The sequence below is a fragment of the Pseudoalteromonas sp. SG43-4 genome (genome assembly GCF_014164325.1).
In the GTDB taxonomy this organism is placed as follows: Bacteria; Pseudomonadota; Gammaproteobacteria; order Enterobacterales; family Alteromonadaceae; genus Pseudoalteromonas; species Pseudoalteromonas distincta.
The window spans coordinates 12,200-28,720 of the sequence record NZ_JACJFB010000001.1 but is presented as its reverse complement, the minus strand read 5'-3'; the positions used below and the strand labels follow the sequence as shown (position 1 = coordinate 28,720).

The 16,521-nt window shown below is 37.5% G+C and carries 20 protein-coding genes and 2 tRNA genes; 11 read left to right on the top strand and 11 right to left on the bottom strand.

Annotated features, from left to right (window positions below):
* Positions 1-151: 151 nt before the first annotated feature.
* The 10 genes from prc to H5160_RS00120 form a co-directional block, all read right to left on the bottom strand.
* On the bottom strand, positions 152-2,176 hold the full coding sequence (prc, locus tag H5160_RS00165) for a carboxy terminal-processing peptidase (protein ID WP_165723491.1): 2,025 nt from the start codon (positions 2,174-2,176) through the stop codon (positions 152-154).
* 26 nt (positions 2,177-2,202) lie between these two features.
* Positions 2,203-2,853 carry an RNA chaperone ProQ gene (gene proQ / locus H5160_RS00160; RefSeq protein WP_002961909.1) on the bottom strand — a complete coding sequence of 217 codons (651 nt, stop codon included), beginning with the start codon at positions 2,851-2,853 and terminating at the stop codon, positions 2,203-2,205.
* Positions 2,854-2,868: 15 nt separating this feature from the next.
* The gene (locus H5160_RS00155; protein ID WP_002961910.1) at positions 2,869-3,147 is read right to left on the bottom strand and encodes a hypothetical protein; all 279 of its coding nucleotides are present in this window, start codon (positions 3,145-3,147) and stop codon (positions 2,869-2,871) included.
* Complete coding sequence (locus H5160_RS00150) at positions 3,147-3,605, bottom strand: GAF domain-containing protein (RefSeq protein ID WP_002961911.1); 459 nt, start codon at positions 3,603-3,605, stop codon at positions 3,147-3,149. The genes H5160_RS00155 and H5160_RS00150 overlap by 1 nt, the downstream gene beginning before the upstream one ends.
* A 128-nt stretch (positions 3,606-3,733) precedes the next feature.
* Complete coding sequence (locus tag H5160_RS00145) at positions 3,734-4,114, bottom strand: hypothetical protein (protein ID WP_002961912.1); 381 nt, start codon at positions 4,112-4,114, stop codon at positions 3,734-3,736.
* A gap of 173 nt (positions 4,115-4,287) precedes the next feature.
* Complete coding sequence (locus H5160_RS00140; RefSeq protein WP_165723493.1) at positions 4,288-4,533, bottom strand: hypothetical protein; 246 nt, start codon at positions 4,531-4,533, stop codon at positions 4,288-4,290.
* 13 nt (positions 4,534-4,546) lie between these two features.
* A complete protein-coding gene (locus tag H5160_RS00135) occupies positions 4,547-5,359 on the bottom strand; it encodes a CPBP family intramembrane glutamic endopeptidase (protein ID WP_154903035.1) in 813 nt (270 codons plus the stop codon).
* Positions 5,360-5,478: 119 nt separating this feature from the next.
* The gene (locus H5160_RS00130; RefSeq protein WP_259416207.1) at positions 5,479-6,375 is read right to left on the bottom strand and encodes a LytTR family DNA-binding domain-containing protein; all 897 of its coding nucleotides are present in this window, start codon (positions 6,373-6,375) and stop codon (positions 5,479-5,481) included.
* A 371-nt stretch (positions 6,376-6,746) separates the two neighbouring features.
* Positions 6,747-6,837 (bottom strand) — tRNA-Ser (locus H5160_RS00125).
* 83 nt (positions 6,838-6,920) lie between these two features.
* Positions 6,921-7,011: transfer RNA gene (locus H5160_RS00120), tRNA-Ser, on the bottom strand.
* 251 nt (positions 7,012-7,262) lie between these two features.
* On the opposite strand from H5160_RS00120, the gene H5160_RS00115 reads away from it, so the two are divergent.
* The 7 genes from H5160_RS00115 to H5160_RS00085 are packed head-to-tail and all read left to right on the top strand — an operon-like array spanning position 7,263 to position 10,402.
* On the top strand, positions 7,263-7,928 hold the full coding sequence (locus H5160_RS00115; protein WP_008133668.1) for a Bax inhibitor-1/YccA family protein: 666 nt from the start codon (positions 7,263-7,265) through the stop codon (positions 7,926-7,928).
* 55 nt (positions 7,929-7,983) lie between these two features.
* Entirely contained in the window at positions 7,984-8,337 is a 354-nt protein-coding gene (gene tusD / locus H5160_RS00110) for a sulfurtransferase complex subunit TusD (protein ID WP_024596911.1), read from the top strand.
* Positions 8,334-8,690, top strand: coding sequence for a sulfurtransferase complex subunit TusC (tusC, locus tag H5160_RS00105; RefSeq protein WP_182736317.1), 357 nt, complete (start codon positions 8,334-8,336; stop codon positions 8,688-8,690). The genes tusD and tusC overlap by 4 nt, the downstream gene beginning before the upstream one ends.
* Entirely contained in the window at positions 8,687-8,953 is a 267-nt protein-coding gene (locus H5160_RS00100; protein WP_008133664.1) for a DsrH/TusB family sulfur metabolism protein, read from the top strand. Before tusC ends, H5160_RS00100 begins: the two co-directional genes overlap by 4 nt.
* A 3-nt stretch (positions 8,954-8,956) precedes the next feature.
* Complete coding sequence (locus H5160_RS00095) at positions 8,957-9,286, top strand: TusE/DsrC/DsvC family sulfur relay protein (protein ID WP_182736315.1); 330 nt, start codon at positions 8,957-8,959, stop codon at positions 9,284-9,286.
* On the top strand, positions 9,286-9,972 hold the full coding sequence (locus tag H5160_RS00090) for a pseudouridine synthase (protein ID WP_182736314.1): 687 nt from the start codon (positions 9,286-9,288) through the stop codon (positions 9,970-9,972). Before H5160_RS00095 ends, H5160_RS00090 begins: the two co-directional genes overlap by 1 nt.
* Complete coding sequence (locus H5160_RS00085; protein WP_154903032.1) at positions 9,965-10,402, top strand: NUDIX hydrolase; 438 nt, start codon at positions 9,965-9,967, stop codon at positions 10,400-10,402. The genes H5160_RS00090 and H5160_RS00085 overlap by 8 nt, the downstream gene beginning before the upstream one ends.
* Before the next feature lies 1 nt (position 10,403).
* Here H5160_RS00085 and H5160_RS00080 read toward each other — a convergent pair whose 3' ends face one another.
* Positions 10,404-11,675, bottom strand: a complete 1,272-nt coding sequence (locus H5160_RS00080; RefSeq protein ID WP_165723498.1) for a sensor domain-containing diguanylate cyclase — start codon at positions 11,673-11,675, stop codon at positions 10,404-10,406.
* 361 nt (positions 11,676-12,036) lie between these two features.
* Here H5160_RS00080 and mnmA point away from each other — a divergent pair, with 361 nt between their 5' ends.
* From mnmA to H5160_RS00060, 4 genes are all read left to right on the top strand, one after another.
* Complete coding sequence (gene mnmA, locus H5160_RS00075) at positions 12,037-13,137, top strand: tRNA 2-thiouridine(34) synthase MnmA (protein WP_002962705.1); 1,101 nt, start codon at positions 12,037-12,039, stop codon at positions 13,135-13,137.
* Positions 13,137-13,739, top strand: a complete 603-nt coding sequence (hflD, locus tag H5160_RS00070; RefSeq protein WP_007375707.1) for a high frequency lysogenization protein HflD — start codon at positions 13,137-13,139, stop codon at positions 13,737-13,739. Before mnmA ends, hflD begins: the two co-directional genes overlap by 1 nt.
* 31 nt (positions 13,740-13,770) lie before the next feature.
* A complete protein-coding gene (purB, locus tag H5160_RS00065; RefSeq protein ID WP_149602566.1) occupies positions 13,771-15,141 on the top strand; it encodes an adenylosuccinate lyase in 1,371 nt (456 codons plus the stop codon).
* Between the two features lie 89 nt (positions 15,142-15,230).
* Positions 15,231-16,388 (top strand): cupin domain-containing protein, encoded by a 1,158-nt coding sequence (locus H5160_RS00060; RefSeq protein WP_182736312.1) that lies wholly within the window; start codon positions 15,231-15,233, stop codon positions 16,386-16,388.
* Positions 16,389-16,521: the final 133 nt, after the last annotated feature.

Here is a 16,521-nt window from a genome sequence, read left to right as displayed (position 1 = left end):
GTTTAATTATTATTTTTAGCACGTAAAGCGCATTAATTGAGCGTCATTAATCCAGCTCAACTTTATGTAATCGAAGATTATAACAATTTAGTAAATTTTAGGTAGTAAAAAAGGCGCCAATGCGCCTTTTTTACAGAGGTAAAACCAGTTATTACTTTTTAGCTATACGACCATAATTAATATAATCTTGAGTAATTAATGCAGCCTCTTCCAAAAATGGGTCAAGCTCTTCAATTACTTCTGGTATATCGTCTAAGTTTTCTACCGGATCTTTACCTAAACGCTTAAGACGTTCGTTAGTACGTACAAGTGCACGTGCTTCACCTTCATCTTTTTCTTTAATACGGTCTGCTTCAACTAAAGAGATAGTTTTACGGTCTTTCTCTTCGTTGTATAAGGTAATGTCATTAAATACATAACCAAATTCTGGCTCTGATTTAATTCGTACTTCGTGTTGTTTTTCAAGGTACGTAATAATAGGGGTTAAATTACCTAGTTTTTTATATTTCGCTTTAACAATGCTGTCCCAAGGAAGTGCATTATCTTGCTTACTTTCGCCCCACTGTGCAGGATCAATTGCTGATGGAAACGAAATATCAGGGATAACACCTTTATGTTGCGTACTACCACCGTTAATACGATAAAACTTAGCAATAGTATACTGTACACTACCTAACGCATTATCGTATAGGTCATAAGCACGGCCTAAGCCTTTGTGCTGCTGTACAGTACCCTTACCAAATGTTTGCTCACCAATAATTACAGCGCGACCGTAATCTTGCATTGCTGCTGCGAATATTTCAGAAGCAGATGCACTGTAACGATCAACTAACACAGTTAAAGGGCCGTCATAGTAAGTTATACCATCACGATCTTTTTGCTCTTCTATACGGTTATTTAAGGTATGAATTTGAACAACTGGGCCCTGGTCAAAAAATAAACCTGACAATTGTGTTGCTTCATATAATGAACCACCACCATTTTGGCGCAAGTCGATAATAATACCATCAACCTTTTCTTCTTTAAGCTTAGCAAGTTCTACTTTTACATCTTTCGAAAGATTATTGTAAAAGCCAGGAATTTCAATCACCCCAATTTTACTTGTTAAATCAGAATATTTTGCTTCAAATACTTCTGATTTAGCCGCTCTATCTTCAAGTCTGATTTTATCGCGAGTGATTTCTACAACTTTCGGAGCGCCGTGAGCATCAACACCTTTTAAATACTGTAGACGTACTTTAGTCCCTTTAGGACCTTTAATTAAATCAACTACATCATCTAAACGCCAGCCAATTACATCTACAAACTCTTCGCCATCTTGAGCAACACCAATAATGCGATCATCAGCTTTAATTTGATCTGTTTTATCTGCAGGGCCTCCCGGCACTAAGCTGCGAATAACGGTGTAATCTTCATCAGGGCTTAATACGGCACCAATGCCCTCAAGCTCTAAGTCCATATCCATTTTGAATTGCTCTGCACGACGTGGCGATAAATAAGACGTATGCGCCTCAATACTGCGTGCTAGCGAATTCATAACAATTTGAAAAGCATCTTCTGAATTTGATTGTACTAAACGTTTTTCTGCATTTTTGTAGCGTTTGGTCAGCACCTCTTTAATGCCTTCCCAATCTTTACCCGTCATTTTTAAACGCAGTGCGTCGTACTTTACACGCTCACGCCAAATTTCATCAAGCTCAGCTTGTGACGCAGGCCATGCTGAATCTTCACGGTCAAAAAAGTATTCATCTTCTTTATCAAACGTCATCTCTTTTTCAAGCAGAGTAAGTGAATACTCGTAACGTTCAAAACGGCGTTTAAGACTTAAGTTAAAAATATCAAACGTAAAGTCTAATTTACCGGTAGTAATAGCGTTATCAAAGTCATCACGATATTGCTCAAATGAGGCTATATCGCTGGCTAAGAAAACGCTTTTATTAAAATCAAGGGATTCGATATAACGATCGTACACTTTACTAGAAAGCTCATCGTTAAATTGAACCGGTGTATAGTGTGAACGAGCAAATAAGCTAGCCACTCGTTTGCTAGCAGTACCATGTTGACTCTCTTGCTTGAGCTGGGGTAAATCGTCAATAGTGACGGCTTCTACAGCAGCAAATAATGAACCTGAAAACAGGGCAGCAACTAACGGAATGAGCGTAAACTTTTTACTCATACACAACTCCTTAATTTATTTACAACTTAAACAATGTATAAGCTGTCAGCTTTGGTTTTAACTTGCATACCTGTTACTAACTCAACATGAACATCATCTTTGTTCACTTCAGTTATTACTGCATTTACAAGTGCTTGGCCAAGTTTAACCTTAACCTTATTATTAACCTTGACCTCAGTTGCTGGCAAAGGTTCAATTTTTCCTGAACGCTTAGCCGGCGCTGCTTTAGCAGGTTTGTTAGCTGCAGGAGCGTTTTTATCGCCTGGTTTGCTAGCATGAGCTGGTTTTTTCTTGAAAGATTTAGAATCAGAATCTTGGCGAGGACGCTGTTGTTTTTTGCGTTTAGCCATTTTAGCGCGGCTTTCTTCCAATGCTTTTTGTGCATGGTCGATATGCTCTTGCTCAACTTTTTCACCTTGATTACCATCAAGATCAATACGAAACTCTGACTTGGTCACAGCTTCTAAATAACGCCAGTTAGACGTGTATTTTCTAAGCGCTTGACGAACTTGAGTCTTACTTACTTTTTCAGACCCTTCAATACGCTCAGCAATATCTTTAAAAATACCTACTTTAAGCGGCTTGATGCCATCTTTTTGTTTAAAACATTGTGGGAATTCTTGATATAAAAATTCCAACACTTCATTAATATCTTTTAGCTTGTTTGTGGTTTCCATTTTAGAACCTATTTTTCACATCTTTTCATCAAGGGACGAATCGACGTAGTGTGTTACCCAGTCGACCAACTCTTCGAAATCGGCTTCTATAACAGCCATATCACCTCGAAGGTGTTCCCAAATACCATTTATTGTTTCATCAATAAATTCACATTCTGAATCATCTGGAAGACGATCCCATGCAATATGAATCAAATCATTGAGCGTTTCCGCTACATGTTCTTCTTCGCCTTCCCAATCGCCGACATCTTGTACAGCAAATAGGTAGTCTTGAACATTTAGCAAATCTTTCATTACAAGCTCGCCTCTAAGCATTTTACTAATGCTTCTAGACCGGCTTTATCGTCAGCATCAAATCGACCAATACTCGGACTATCAATGTCTAGTACAGCAAATACTTTACCATGTTTCATGATAGGTACAACCACTTCAGAATTAGACGCTGCATCACAGGCTATGTGGCCGTCAAAAGCGTGAACATCTTCAATTAATTGTGTTTCTACGGTTGCCGCAGCAGTTCCGCATACACCCTTTCCTACTGGAATACGAATGCATGCAGGGTTACCTTGAAACGGACCAAGTACTAATTCAGTAGGAGAATCCATAAAGTAAAAGCCCGCCCAATTTACATCCTCTAAAGAGGTAAATAACAGCGCGCTTATGTTTGCCATATTGGCAATTACATTGGATTCACCAGCTATCAGCGATTCAGTTTGCTTAACTAATGACTGGTAAAAATCGTGCTTTTGCATACCAAACTACTTCTTATTAAACATACAGTAGCTAAAGGTACTCTTTGTCGTGAAAAATTGGAACCTTTTGGAGGTAAAAAAAAGGAAATCACACCGTTTATCAGTGCGCTTGGTTAATAATGCTGCGATTATTTTTTTGCCGTTTTACGAAGACCAAACAAAAACAGCCCTGCAGCGAATGCTGACATTACACTATTGATCAAAAATATCTCGCCAGTTGTGGCACTTAATAAGTAACTAAATATCGCTCCGCCTAGTAATCCAAGAGTTAATACCCCTGAATAATTAACTTTAGAATACTTAAACATGAGTAAATACCCAGGCACAACAAAAGCAGCCATTGTTAAGCCTACTATGTGTGCATTTGATATAGCAGTCATTAATAAGGTAAGAAATATTGATACAAACTCGCCTTCAAGCGTAAGTGAGTAATAAACACCAAGTAAACTGCCTACAATAACAGGCGATAATAACGAAAGCCCTACGCTTTTTGCTAGCTGATGTTTCATTTAAAATCCTTAATACACAAATCTAAATTCTATGTATAAAGCATGCACCAAGATCTAAAGGTTAGAAACAGAGACTATGGTCGTAATTTATGATTAAAAATAAACCTTATTGCAGTTTGAGCCTATTACTTTATTAATAGGCTCATAAGTTTGGGTTACACTTATCAAAATGCTTACAACTTAGCTATTTTATTTGATAACTCAAAGTGGCGAGATGTTACTATTTCCTCAAGCACTGCTACCCTTTTGCTCAACATCGCTGTTTGTTCCTCTAATTTTGTTATCTTGTTATTATTTAGTCCTTTAAATTTTGCGTGCGCTGCCATTATTGTAGTTTTATAGGAGAAATAACGTTTAGTAATAATAAGAATCAAAAAGGGTGAGCTAAATATAATTATTACAATAAATAATTCTAGCATGGTCGTTTCCCACTCAGTTTAAGTTAGCTTGTTGCGTGTAAAGGCCATTTTTAGTGCATTGAAATAATTTTGATAATGTAACTTCGCGCTGCTTTCCTCGTCGAATTAGCATCTCAACATACACAATACTTAACACAATGGCTGTTGCTTTAAATAAGTTACCTTGTAGATCACCTACTGCGCCACCCGACATACCAAATATTCCGTAAGCTGCATTCATAAAAATATGCATCCACATAGGAAACCAAATACGATAACCACATTCACAATATAGCCACGCAAACCATGTACCTGCTACAGTAGTGATTGCAACCGCCATCAAAGCAGAAATCGCATCATTGCCTTGATAAATATGGCCCAGACCAAATATTACTGAACTAATTAATGCCGCAGGCACAAAGCCCCATCTACAATATTTAAATAAAACACCAAACAATGCAGCCCTAAAAATTAGCTCTTCAAAAAAACCCGCATAAACTGAGCCGGTTATTATTGCTGGTATTGATAGGTTAAGTTCATCACTCAAAAATCCATAACCTATTGCCATAGGAGTACAACAAATAATTGCTGCAAGTGCATAGTTAATAAAACCAGAGGAATTGAGCCCTATAGTTTCAAAAGGCTCACTTTGTTTAAACAAAATAATAGCCGCAATAACTAACGGTCCATATAAAAAAGTATATTTAGCGGGGGTAAATAAAATGCCAGTTAGATTATCAAGTTCAGACAACCAGCTAGACCAACCTTCTCCCCAAAACTGCCTCATTACATAGTGGCAAAATACAAATATAGAAATTATTACAAATGCCTTGATAGCGTATTTCATATCTACTTTTCTCGTTAAGTTGTAAATTTCAACTTAATCTTGGCAATAGTAAAAATACAAAGCGACCTATTAGGTCTCAATTACAAGACGAGGTATAAAGCCCATGTTTTAGGGGGGGATTAACATGTTTTTGGGATTAATGACAAAGCATCTTTTATTACTTTTACATAAGAACGAGACACAGGAATTTTAATATCAATTGTATGTAGCGATAATTGCAACCCTCCAGTATTACCACTGTAGTGTTGAATGTTTTGCAGGTTGACCGCATAAGAACGGTGGCATCGTAATATAATTGTTTTTTCTGGAAGCTGCTTTAATAAACCGCTAAGAGATACACGTAATAGTTTACGTGAAGTTGAAGCTCCTTCTTGTATTGTTATTTCACAATAGTTGTCTGAAGATTTAATAAATAAAATATGGTGAGGAGCCGTATTAATTTCGTCGTTTTTGTTATCGCCTTTGAGAGTAATTGTCTTTAACTCAACTTCTCTCAACTGCTCTTGAGCAACGCTAACTGTACTTGGCTTAGTTAAATCTATTACATGCCTATTTACCACAAGTAAAAAAATAAGAGGAAATACACCAATACAAAAAATATACCCTACAAAAAGTAATTGATTCTGCCAATGCCAAGATCCAAGTACAGCAACCACAAAATACCCATGATTGAATATCGCAGTAATTAAAATATATGTGATAGGAATAATAATTAAACGGTTTAATTTACTTAGCTTAAACTTAAGTAACACTATTTCTATGAAACCTGACAATAGCAAAGCACAAAAGGTTACTAACCCATAGCCAAAAAGTCGCAGAAACTTGTAAGACTCGGTATCGCTTGAAGTGCCAAAAGGTTGAAATACAAAAAGTACAAAAAGCGTTATAAACGAAAACATGACGGCACGATATACAACTAACTTTCTCGAATTTAGATCATCTTTGAGCCACAACATCCTATTTTGCATACCTTTAATCCACCAATATTTAAAAATAACACACATTAATATGTGCATTCCAACTCATTTAAAGTTTTTTGTGATGGTAGTTTTATTAAAAACAAAAATAGGAAGAGAACATCAACGTTTTTTAACATCAGAAGATGATTTGTGAGCAATTCTATCTGCTTTTAAGGTTTTACTAATAAGAGATAAGAGATGTAATACCAATTCGCTTAATTAAGTGATCTATTTAGAGGGCGGATAAACGTGTTTACAGCTAGCCAATAAATTCGCTATTTAGTTGTTCAAAATGAGAATTTTTTAACGCAGGGAGCGACACGTTTAGCCCCGCAAAATGATTAAGTATTATTGCGGATTGGTATAAGTGTACTGATTTTGTTCCAAACACAAAAAAGCCCGCTAAATTGGCGGGCTATTCTGTTATGTGGTGGAGAGATAGGGATTTGAACCCTAGATGGGCTATAAACCCATGCCGGTTTTCAAGACCGGTGCATTCGACCACTCTGCCATCTCTCCGATACTGCTAAGTTAAAAGTAAGAGTGTACTAATAACTATTTAAATGAATGATATTTTAATTACCACACACTTATTAAATAAGTGGTGGAGAGATAGGGATTTGAACCCTAGATGGGCTATAAACCCATGCCGGTTTTCAAGACCGGTGCATTCGACCACTCTGCCATCTCTCCGCACGGCCTGCATAATAGGGAAACCCATCCCTTTTGTGAAGCTTTTTTTTAAATTAATTGTTTAAGTGCCTAAAAAACAATTAATTTGTTTAAAGTTAAAACAAAATGTTTTTAATTTAGCCGTCAATATACTTTTATATAAATATTTAACTCTATTGATCTACAAAGGTTTGCCCAAACATATAAGAGTTGGTAATCTAATTTTAGTTAAATTATCGAAACACACACGTTTCACTTAAAGGAGCTCTACAATGGCGTTTAATCAATCGTACAATACCGCGAAACCGGTAATGTCTACCATTGAAACAAACAAGGTACTTAAAAACACCTACTTTTTACTAGCTATGACACTTGCATTTAGTGCAGTTACAGCCGGTATTTCAATGGCACTACAATTACCTTACTTTATGGGAATTGTGTTTACACTCGTTTCGTTCGGTTTATTATTTGTTGTAAATAAAAAAGCAGATACAGCATCTGGTGTATTTTGGGTGTTTGCTTTCACAGGTTTAATGGGGGCAGGCTTAGGTCCATTGCTTAACCATTATGCTGCATTACCTAATGGCCCAATGCTTATTATGCAAGCCTTAGGTTCTACAGCGCTTATCTTTTTTGGTTTATCTGCTTATGCACTAAATACTAAAAAAGACTTCTCATTCATGGGTGGCTTTTTAACTGTTGGCTTAATCGTTGTGATTGTAGCAAGCATCGTTAATATTTTTATTGGCAGTTCATTGATGTTTATGGTGCTTAATGCAGCAGTTGTACTGATTATGTCTGGTTTGATTTTATTTGATACAAGCCGAATCATAAACGGTGGTGAAACTAACTACATTCGCGCAACTGTGTCTTTATACCTAAGCGTATATAACTTATTTACTTCTTTGCTTGCTCTACTTGGCGCAAGTGATGACTAATTAAATAGTTCTGTTAAAATAGCCCCTTTATTGGGGCTTTTTTATTGGAATTGTTTTGGCACGCTTTGTTCTTTCATTACATACACCACCATCCGATCACGATACCACGCAACGCATAGTTAAATTTGCGAATGCATGTTTAGCCCAAGGGCACACCATTGATGCTATTTTTTTATACCAGCAAGGTATTTATCATGCATCTACCCACTTTGATTTATCCTCGGACGAACTTCAAATTTCAGCACTTTGGCAGCAACTCGCTGATCAAAAACTAAATTTAATGCTGTGTGTTACCGCTGCGCAAAAGCGCGGGTTAGATATTAAAAACACAGGTGTATTTAAAGTCGCAGGGTTAGCTGAATTTGCAATGCTTGCAAGCGACGCAGATAAATGGGTGCAATTTAAATGATAAACGTATTAGTAATGAGTCAGTGCAGCCCATTTGACGATTTAAATATTCGTGATGCACTAGATATGACATTGATATTTGCTGCTGTTGATCAAAATGTAAGTTGGTTGTTTAGCGGCCCCGCCGTTTTAGCTTTAAAAAAGCATCAGCAACCAAATAATATTGGCTTAAAAGACTTTTTTAAAAATATTAAAACACTCGAAATTTATGATGTTGAAAACATTTTCGTGTGTGAAAAATCATTGCTTGATTATGGTTTAAATAAACATGATTTACTCGTAGAGGCAAAATCTCTTAACTTTAGTCAACAACAAACACTAATTAAAGCGCAGCAGCATGTGGTGAACCTATGAGTACGTTACATATTTTTTCAAAGCCGCTTAACTATTACTCGGCAAATCAGCTAGAGAATTTAATTTTATCAGGCGATAAGGTACTACTTGTTGGTGATGCCTGCTTTGCAAAAAAACAATTTAGGCAATTTGCAGATACACTGTTAATACTTGAACAAGACGCGCAAGTACGTGCAATAAAATTAGCAGATAACGATAAAGCAATTAGCTATGAAGACTTTGTGGCACTCACTTTATCAACTAATCAATCAATTACGTGGTAACTCATGCTTGAATTTAACAACCAACAGATTGAAACCGACAAACAAGGCTACTTGCTAGACCATACTTTATGGTCAAAGGAGCTGGCGCCTGTAATTGCTACTCAAGAAAACATCATACTTAGTGAGCAACACTGGGAAGTCATTAATTTTGTTCGTGATTTTTACATTGAATATAACACCAGCCCAGCAATTAGAATGCTTGTAAAAGCAATGGCTAAAGCACTCGGTGAAGATAAAGGAAATAGCCTTTATTTATATAAATTATTTCCTAAAGGCCCAGCCAAGCAAGCAACAAAAATTGCCGGATTACCAAAACCAGCTAGGTGCATATAATGAGAGCTAAATCAGGCAATAATCAAGCAACACAAGCCAAGCCAAAAAGAAGTACTGGGCGTACTTATTCACGCAGTGCACTTAACAAAACGCCATCTGGTAAAAGAGAAATAAAGCCGCAGATAGCATCTAAAGACAGAAAAATTGTGTTATTCAACAAGCCGTTTAATGTGCTATGTCAATTTACGGATGACGCAGACAGAAAAACGCTTGCAGAGTTTATACCTATTAAAGAAGTTTACGCAGCAGGAAGGTTAGACAGAGACAGTGAGGGTTTATTGCTTTTAACAAACTGTGGGAAACTACAAAACACCTTAACTGCTCCTGATAAAAAAACGAATAAAACCTACTGGGCACAAGTTGAGGGTGAACCAACGAGTGAATCAATTAATGATTTATGTAATGGCGTAGAACTTAAAGACGGGCTTACACTCCCCGCTAACGTTAAAATAATTGATGAGCCAACAATTTGGGCGCGTAATCCCCCTGTACGCGAGCGAAAAGCAATCCCTACCACTTGGCTAAGTATTACCATTAATGAAGGTAGAAACAGACAAGTTCGTCGAATGACCGCGCATATTGGACACCCTACACTTCGCCTCATCCGCTATAGCATTGGCAACTATACGTTGGATGATATTAATTGTGGTGAATACAAAGTAATTAAGGGCGTAGTTGATGCATAAACCGCATGTCACGGTTGCAGCAATAGTAAAAAAGCAAAATGAGTTTTTACTTGTAAAAGAGCGCGATAAATTTACAAAGCAAATTTGTTACAATCAACCTGCGGGTCATTTAGAGCAAAATGAGACACTTGCACAAGCTGCAAGCAGAGAGCTACTAGAAGAAACAGGCTTAGCGCTTGAGCCAGTCGGCTTTTTAGGTGTGTATAATTTGCATGCCGAAAATGGAGTGCACTATTTGCGATTCTGCTTTTTATTTGAAGCGCCTAATAATATAAAAGCACCAACACCAATAGATTCTGACATTATCAGTGCTAATTGGCATACATTAGAGCAAATAAAATCATTACCGCTTAGGAGCCCTTTAGTGCTCAAGTGTATTAACGACAGCCTGAATCGACCAGCGTTAAGCTTAGAAACCATTTACAATTGATTTACTCAGAGCTTAGCGCTATACAATTACGCCCTTGTTTTTTAGCATAATACAGGGCGTTATCAGCGGCTTTAACAAAGCTGACTTCATTACTATTTGTATAGTTGCTGATGGTATTAATACCCATACTTATAGATAAAAATCCGGTAAAGCTATCCTGGTGAGCAATAGCTAAGCTTTCTACAGCTTTTTGTATTTGCTCAGCTATAAACAACGCTCCTTGCCTATCCGTTTGTGGAAGTAAAACAACAAATTCTTCTCCACCATAGCGAGCCACAAAATCTTCTGGGCGACTAACCGTTGAAGCAATTTTTTGAGCCACGTCATATAAGCACGTATCGCCCGCTACATGCCCATACCGGTCATTAAATTGCTTAAAATGGTCAATATCAATAATAATCATCGATAGCATGCCTTCGCATTCTTTTGCTCGTTCAAACTCATGCGTTAGCTTTTCATCAAACCGACGCCTATTCGCAATTTTGGTTAATGCATCCAAAAAGGCCATATCCCTGAGTATATCTTCTGCTTCTAAGCGCTCTGTTGCATCATTAAAAACAGCTAAAAACTCTTCACCTATATCAATCCCTGAAATTTCCATCATCACTTGTGAGCCATCACGACAAGAAACTCGATAGTTATTTGCGGGTATGTCGTTATTGTTATTTAGTGCCTTTTCAAGTGAGTCTTGCCACAGCTCTTTTGCAAGTGCTCTGTATTGGGGATCTGGATACGCTTTTTCCCACCATGATTTAAGATTTGGCACATCTTCTACTGTATAACCAAAAACATCTACAAAACGTTGATTAACTTTCAAAATATCACCCGTCTTGGCACATACATTACATACAGGCATTGGCAAAACGGTAAATAACCTAGCGTAGTGACTTATCTCATGTTTGCGCATAGGGTTGAGTGTACTTTGAGGTAAGTAACTCATTGGCATATCACTTTTTTCTATACTAAGCTTTTCGTCCATTTCTAAAGCGAAATACCATTCAAGCCACCAGTGCTCTACATGATCAAGCACCTTTAACTCAACGTTTTTTTTAACTGTTGAACCTTTTATTAAGCTAAATAACTCATGTACATGGTTTGGCTCTTGGTAAATATGAGGGTTTTTGAGTTTTATTAACTCATAAAAAAGATGATAGGCTGATTTTTTAAACTCTGTCGTTTTGCTAGAAAGTAATTCGCTATCCACAAAATCAGGTTTTCGTGTGTAATGCTCAACTAAAGAATTTATCTTGTTTATTTGATAGGCATAATTCATATATTCATTCCATTGACTATATTTCAAGCGGCTTTAAAGTGGTTTACATTCATATACTCACCACTATTTTATTTTTATTAAGTGTATATTTACTCTAGTAGTTTTAAAAGAAAATACTATTAATAAAACTCAATAACTACATGAATTATTCTATAGTCTTAATTTATTAGTAAAGATCACTTTAATATTACTAAAGTTACAGCCTGATAATGCGTTTAAGTCTAGTTTGCTATTTGTTATACAAATAAAATAGTGACAAATTATGTCCTTTGCCGCCCTACGCTCTTTAAGCACAAACAAAATACATGCTATAATCGCGGCCTTTCCAAGTTAACAGCAATCTGTATAAGCGAAATTATTCATGAGCGAAAATAGTCACATTAAAGTCATTGTTGGCATGTCCGGCGGTGTTGATTCTTCTGTATCTGCATATTTATTACAACAACAGGGCTACCAAGTAGAAGGCCTGTTTATGAAGAACTGGGAAGAAGACGACAATGATGAATACTGTGCCGCCGCTGATGACTTAAAAGATGCACAAGCCGTGTGCGACAAATTAGGCATTGAGCTTCACACAGTAAACTTTGCTGCTGAATACTGGGATAATGTATTTGAGTACTTTTTAGCAGAGTACAAAGCGGGTCGTACGCCAAACCCAGATATAATGTGTAATAAAGAAATTAAATTTAAAGCCTTTTTAGAATTTGCGGCTCAAGCACTCGGTGCTGACTTTATTGCAACCGGACACTACGTTCGCCGTGAACTTCGCGATGACAAATACGTAATGTGTCGCGGACTTGATAACAATAAAGATCAAAGCTACTTCTTATATACCCTAAGCCATGAACATATTGGCCAAACGTTATTCCCTGTAGGCGATATCGAAAAACCAGAAGTGCGCCGCATAGCAGAAGAACAAGACCTAATCACTCACGATAAAAAAGACAGCACCGGAATTTGCTTTATCGGTGAGCGTAAATTTAAAGACTTTTTACAAAAGTTCTTACCAGCGCAACCTGGCGTTATCGAAGACACTGACGGTAATAACGTAGGCGAGCACGAAGGCTTAATGTACCACACACTTGGACAACGCAAAGGCTTGTTAATTGGTGGTATGAAGGAAGGTTCTGGCGAACCATGGTACGTAGTTGATAAAGATTTAGAACGTAACGTACTTGTTGTTGGCCAAGGCAAAGATCACCCTCGCCTATACAGTAATGGTCTTAATGCAAACCAATTACATTGGGTAGACCGCGTTGGCCCTAAAGGTACCACTCGCTGCACAGTTAAAACACGTTACCGCCAAGAAGACTTAAGCTGTACCCTACTTGTAGGTGAAGACGGCATGGCTCGTGTATTATTTGATGAACCACAAAAAGCAGTTACGCCAGGTCAATCTGCTGTATTTTATGCAGAAGATGTGTGTTTAGGTGGTGGTATTATTGACTCGGTGATTAAGTAATGAATGAACACCAAGTCATGGCGCTTGCCGCCATGTGCCAGGTTGCTAAGCAAGTTCAAAAAATTGCCCAGTACGGCAGTAATAATGAGCACGACTTAGAAGTATTACTTTCAAGCATTATTCAAACATCACCGGCATCGCCAGAAGATGTTTACCAAGGTACTGACAACTTACGTGATGGCTATAAAACATTAATGGCGCAGCTAACTGCTGGCGCTCAAAAAGATGTTGAAATAGTAAAATACGTAGGTGGTTTGATGCAGCTTGAGCGAGCACTAAGTGCAAACGACAAAAGCTTAAACGAATTAGGCAAACGAATTGATGATATTCATCGTCGTTTAGATCATTTTGCTATTACTGACGAGAGCGTTGTTGCCGGTTTAGCAGATATATACTCGTCGGTGCTGAGCCCCCTTGGGCACCGAATACAGGTTTATGGTAAACCCGAGTTATTAAAACAGCAGCTCACTCAAAATAAAATCCGTGCGTTATTATTAGCCGGCATTAGAAGTGCAGTATTATGGCGACAAATGGGCGGTAAACGCCGTCACTTTTTCTTTGCAAAAAGAAAAATACTCGCCATTGCTAAAACAAAAATTTAACTATCGTTCAAACTAAAATTTAGGAGTTATTATGGAGCTTTCAGCGTTAACGGCTATCTCTCCAGTGGATGGTCGCTACGGCAGCAAAACCACTGAACTACGCAGTATTTTCAGCGAATTTGGCTTAATTAAATACCGCGTAATTGTTGAAGTGCGTTGGTTGCAAGCGTTAGCTGCAGCAAGCGATATAAAAGAAGTACCTGCATTTAGCGAAGAAGCTAATGCACTTCTAAACGCCATTGTAGATAACTTCAGCGAAGCTGATGCACAGCGCGTTAAAGATATTGAACGCACTACAAACCACGATGTTAAAGCGGTTGAATACTTATTAAAAGAAAAAGTAGCCGATAACAGTGAGCTTCATGCAATCAATGAATTTATTCACTTCGCTTGTACTTCAGAAGATATTAACAATCTATCTCATGGTTTAATGCTTAGCGAAGCACGTAACAAGGTTTTGCTTCCTTATTGCGATGAGCTTTTAAGCGCAATTAAAGAAAAAGCGATTGAGTACAAAGCAATCCCAATGATGACTCGTACGCACGGGCAACCAGCTACACCATCAACGATGGGTAAAGAGTTTGCTAACGTATACATGCGTTTAAAGCGTCAACGAGACCAAATTGCTCAAGTAGAAATGCTAGGTAAAGTTAACGGTGCTGTTGGTAACTACAACGCTCACCTTAGTGCATACCCAGATTACGACTGGCATACTCACGCAGATAAATTTGTATCAAGCTTAGGTTTAACACTTAACCCATTTACGACACAAATTGAACCGCATGACTATATTGCAGAGTTGTTTGACGCAATTGCACGTTTTAACACTATTTTGCTCGATTTTGACCGTGACATGTGGGGTTACATCGCACTTAATCACTTTAAGCAAAAAACAATTGCGGGCGAAATTGGCTCATCTACAATGCCGCATAAAGTTAACCCAATTGATTTTGAAAACTCAGAAGGTAACTTAGGTTTAGCAAACGCTATTTTTGCTCATCTTGCACAAAAATTACCAGTTTCTCGCTGGCAGCGTGACCTTACCGATTCAACAGTATTACGTAACTTAGGTGTAGGTATGGGTTATGCGATTATTGCATACCAATCAACACTTAAAGGTGTGAGCAAGCTTGAAGTAAACGAGCAACGTTTAGCTGACGAGCTTGATCAAAACTGGGAATTGCTAGCCGAGCCGATTCAAACAGTTATGCGTAAATATGGTATTGAAAAGCCATACGAAAAACTTAAAGATTTAACACGCGGCAAACGTGTAAATCAAGAAATAATGGCTGACTTTATCGATGGTCTTGACCTTCCAGAGCACGCTAAAGTAGAAATGAAAAAACTAACACCTGCTAATTACATTGGTCGTGCTGTTGAGTTTATTGATGATTTAGTTTAAAAACTAAATTACTCTTTTAAAAAGCGAAAGGATCATCCTTTCGCTTTTTTTTGTTTTAACCCCATTGCACTAACTAGTAGGCATAATGTATGTATCAATTAAAAATAAATAATTTGTCTGAGCAAGAGTTTTTAAGCCATTTTTGGCAAAAAAAACCGCTTTTAATCAAACAAGGTTTTGCTAATTTTCAAGACCCACTTGATGCTAATGAACTTGCCGGTCTCGCAATGGAAGAAAGCATAGAGTCACGTATTATCACCAATCATAAAAATGATTGGCAAACGCACCAAGGTCCATTTGAAGACTTTGAAAAGTTAACAGACGAAAATGCCACCTTATTAGTGCAAGCTGTTGATCATTGGCATCCTGAAGCTGCACAACTACTAGAGCCATTTAGGTTTATTCCAAACTGGCGCATAGATGATTTAATGATTAGCTATTCAACGCCTAATGGTGGTGTTGGCCCACATTTAGACCAATATGACGTATTTATTATTCAAGGCGAAGGTAAACGTCATTGGCGCGTAGGCCTGCCCGATCCAACACTTAAGCAGTTTGCTCAAAACAAAAAATTACTGCAAGTAGAAGCATTTGAAGCCGTAATCGATTGCATATTAGAGCCTGGCGATATTTTATATATTCCACCAGGGTGCCCTCACGAAGGTTACGCTGTAGAAAATGCACTAAATTATTCAGTTGGTTTTAGGGCGCCAAACCAACAAGATTTATTGTCGAGCTTTGCCGATCATATTATTGATACCGAAAGCGGACAAAAACGTTATACCGATCACAACATCACATTAAGAAAATCAAAGGGTGAACTTACAAACCTTGAAGTTGATAAAGTTAAAACATTGATGGCGGCACTTTTAGAAAATGACGATTTATTTAAACAATGGCTAGGCTCAACGCTTAGTCAGCCCAAACATGAAATGGATTTAGCGCCAGTAGAGCCTCCATTTACGTCAGAGCAAATAAGCGATGATTTAAGTAATGAAGAAGCAGTGTTTGAACGCTTAGGTGGCACACGCGCTATTTATCAGCAACTCGATACAGAAGTTTTACTAAGTGTAAATGGCGAAAATTACGCTATGCCGTTAACCGACTTAGCGGCGGTAAAACTACTTACCGATAATACTGAGTTTGAAAGTTCAGCATTAAATTTAATAAAGCCAAGTTTAGTTTTTACTCAAACTTTTACTACACTTGTTAATGAGGGGATCTGGTTTAATATAGACCACGACTAATAATACCAATTTTATTAATAATGATGAGCACGTTACAGCGTAAAATATTATGTATACAGGTCAGTTAAAATTTTTAATTTTCATCTAATATTGGCTTAAATAATTTTGCTGTGATTGCTTACTCATTCTAATT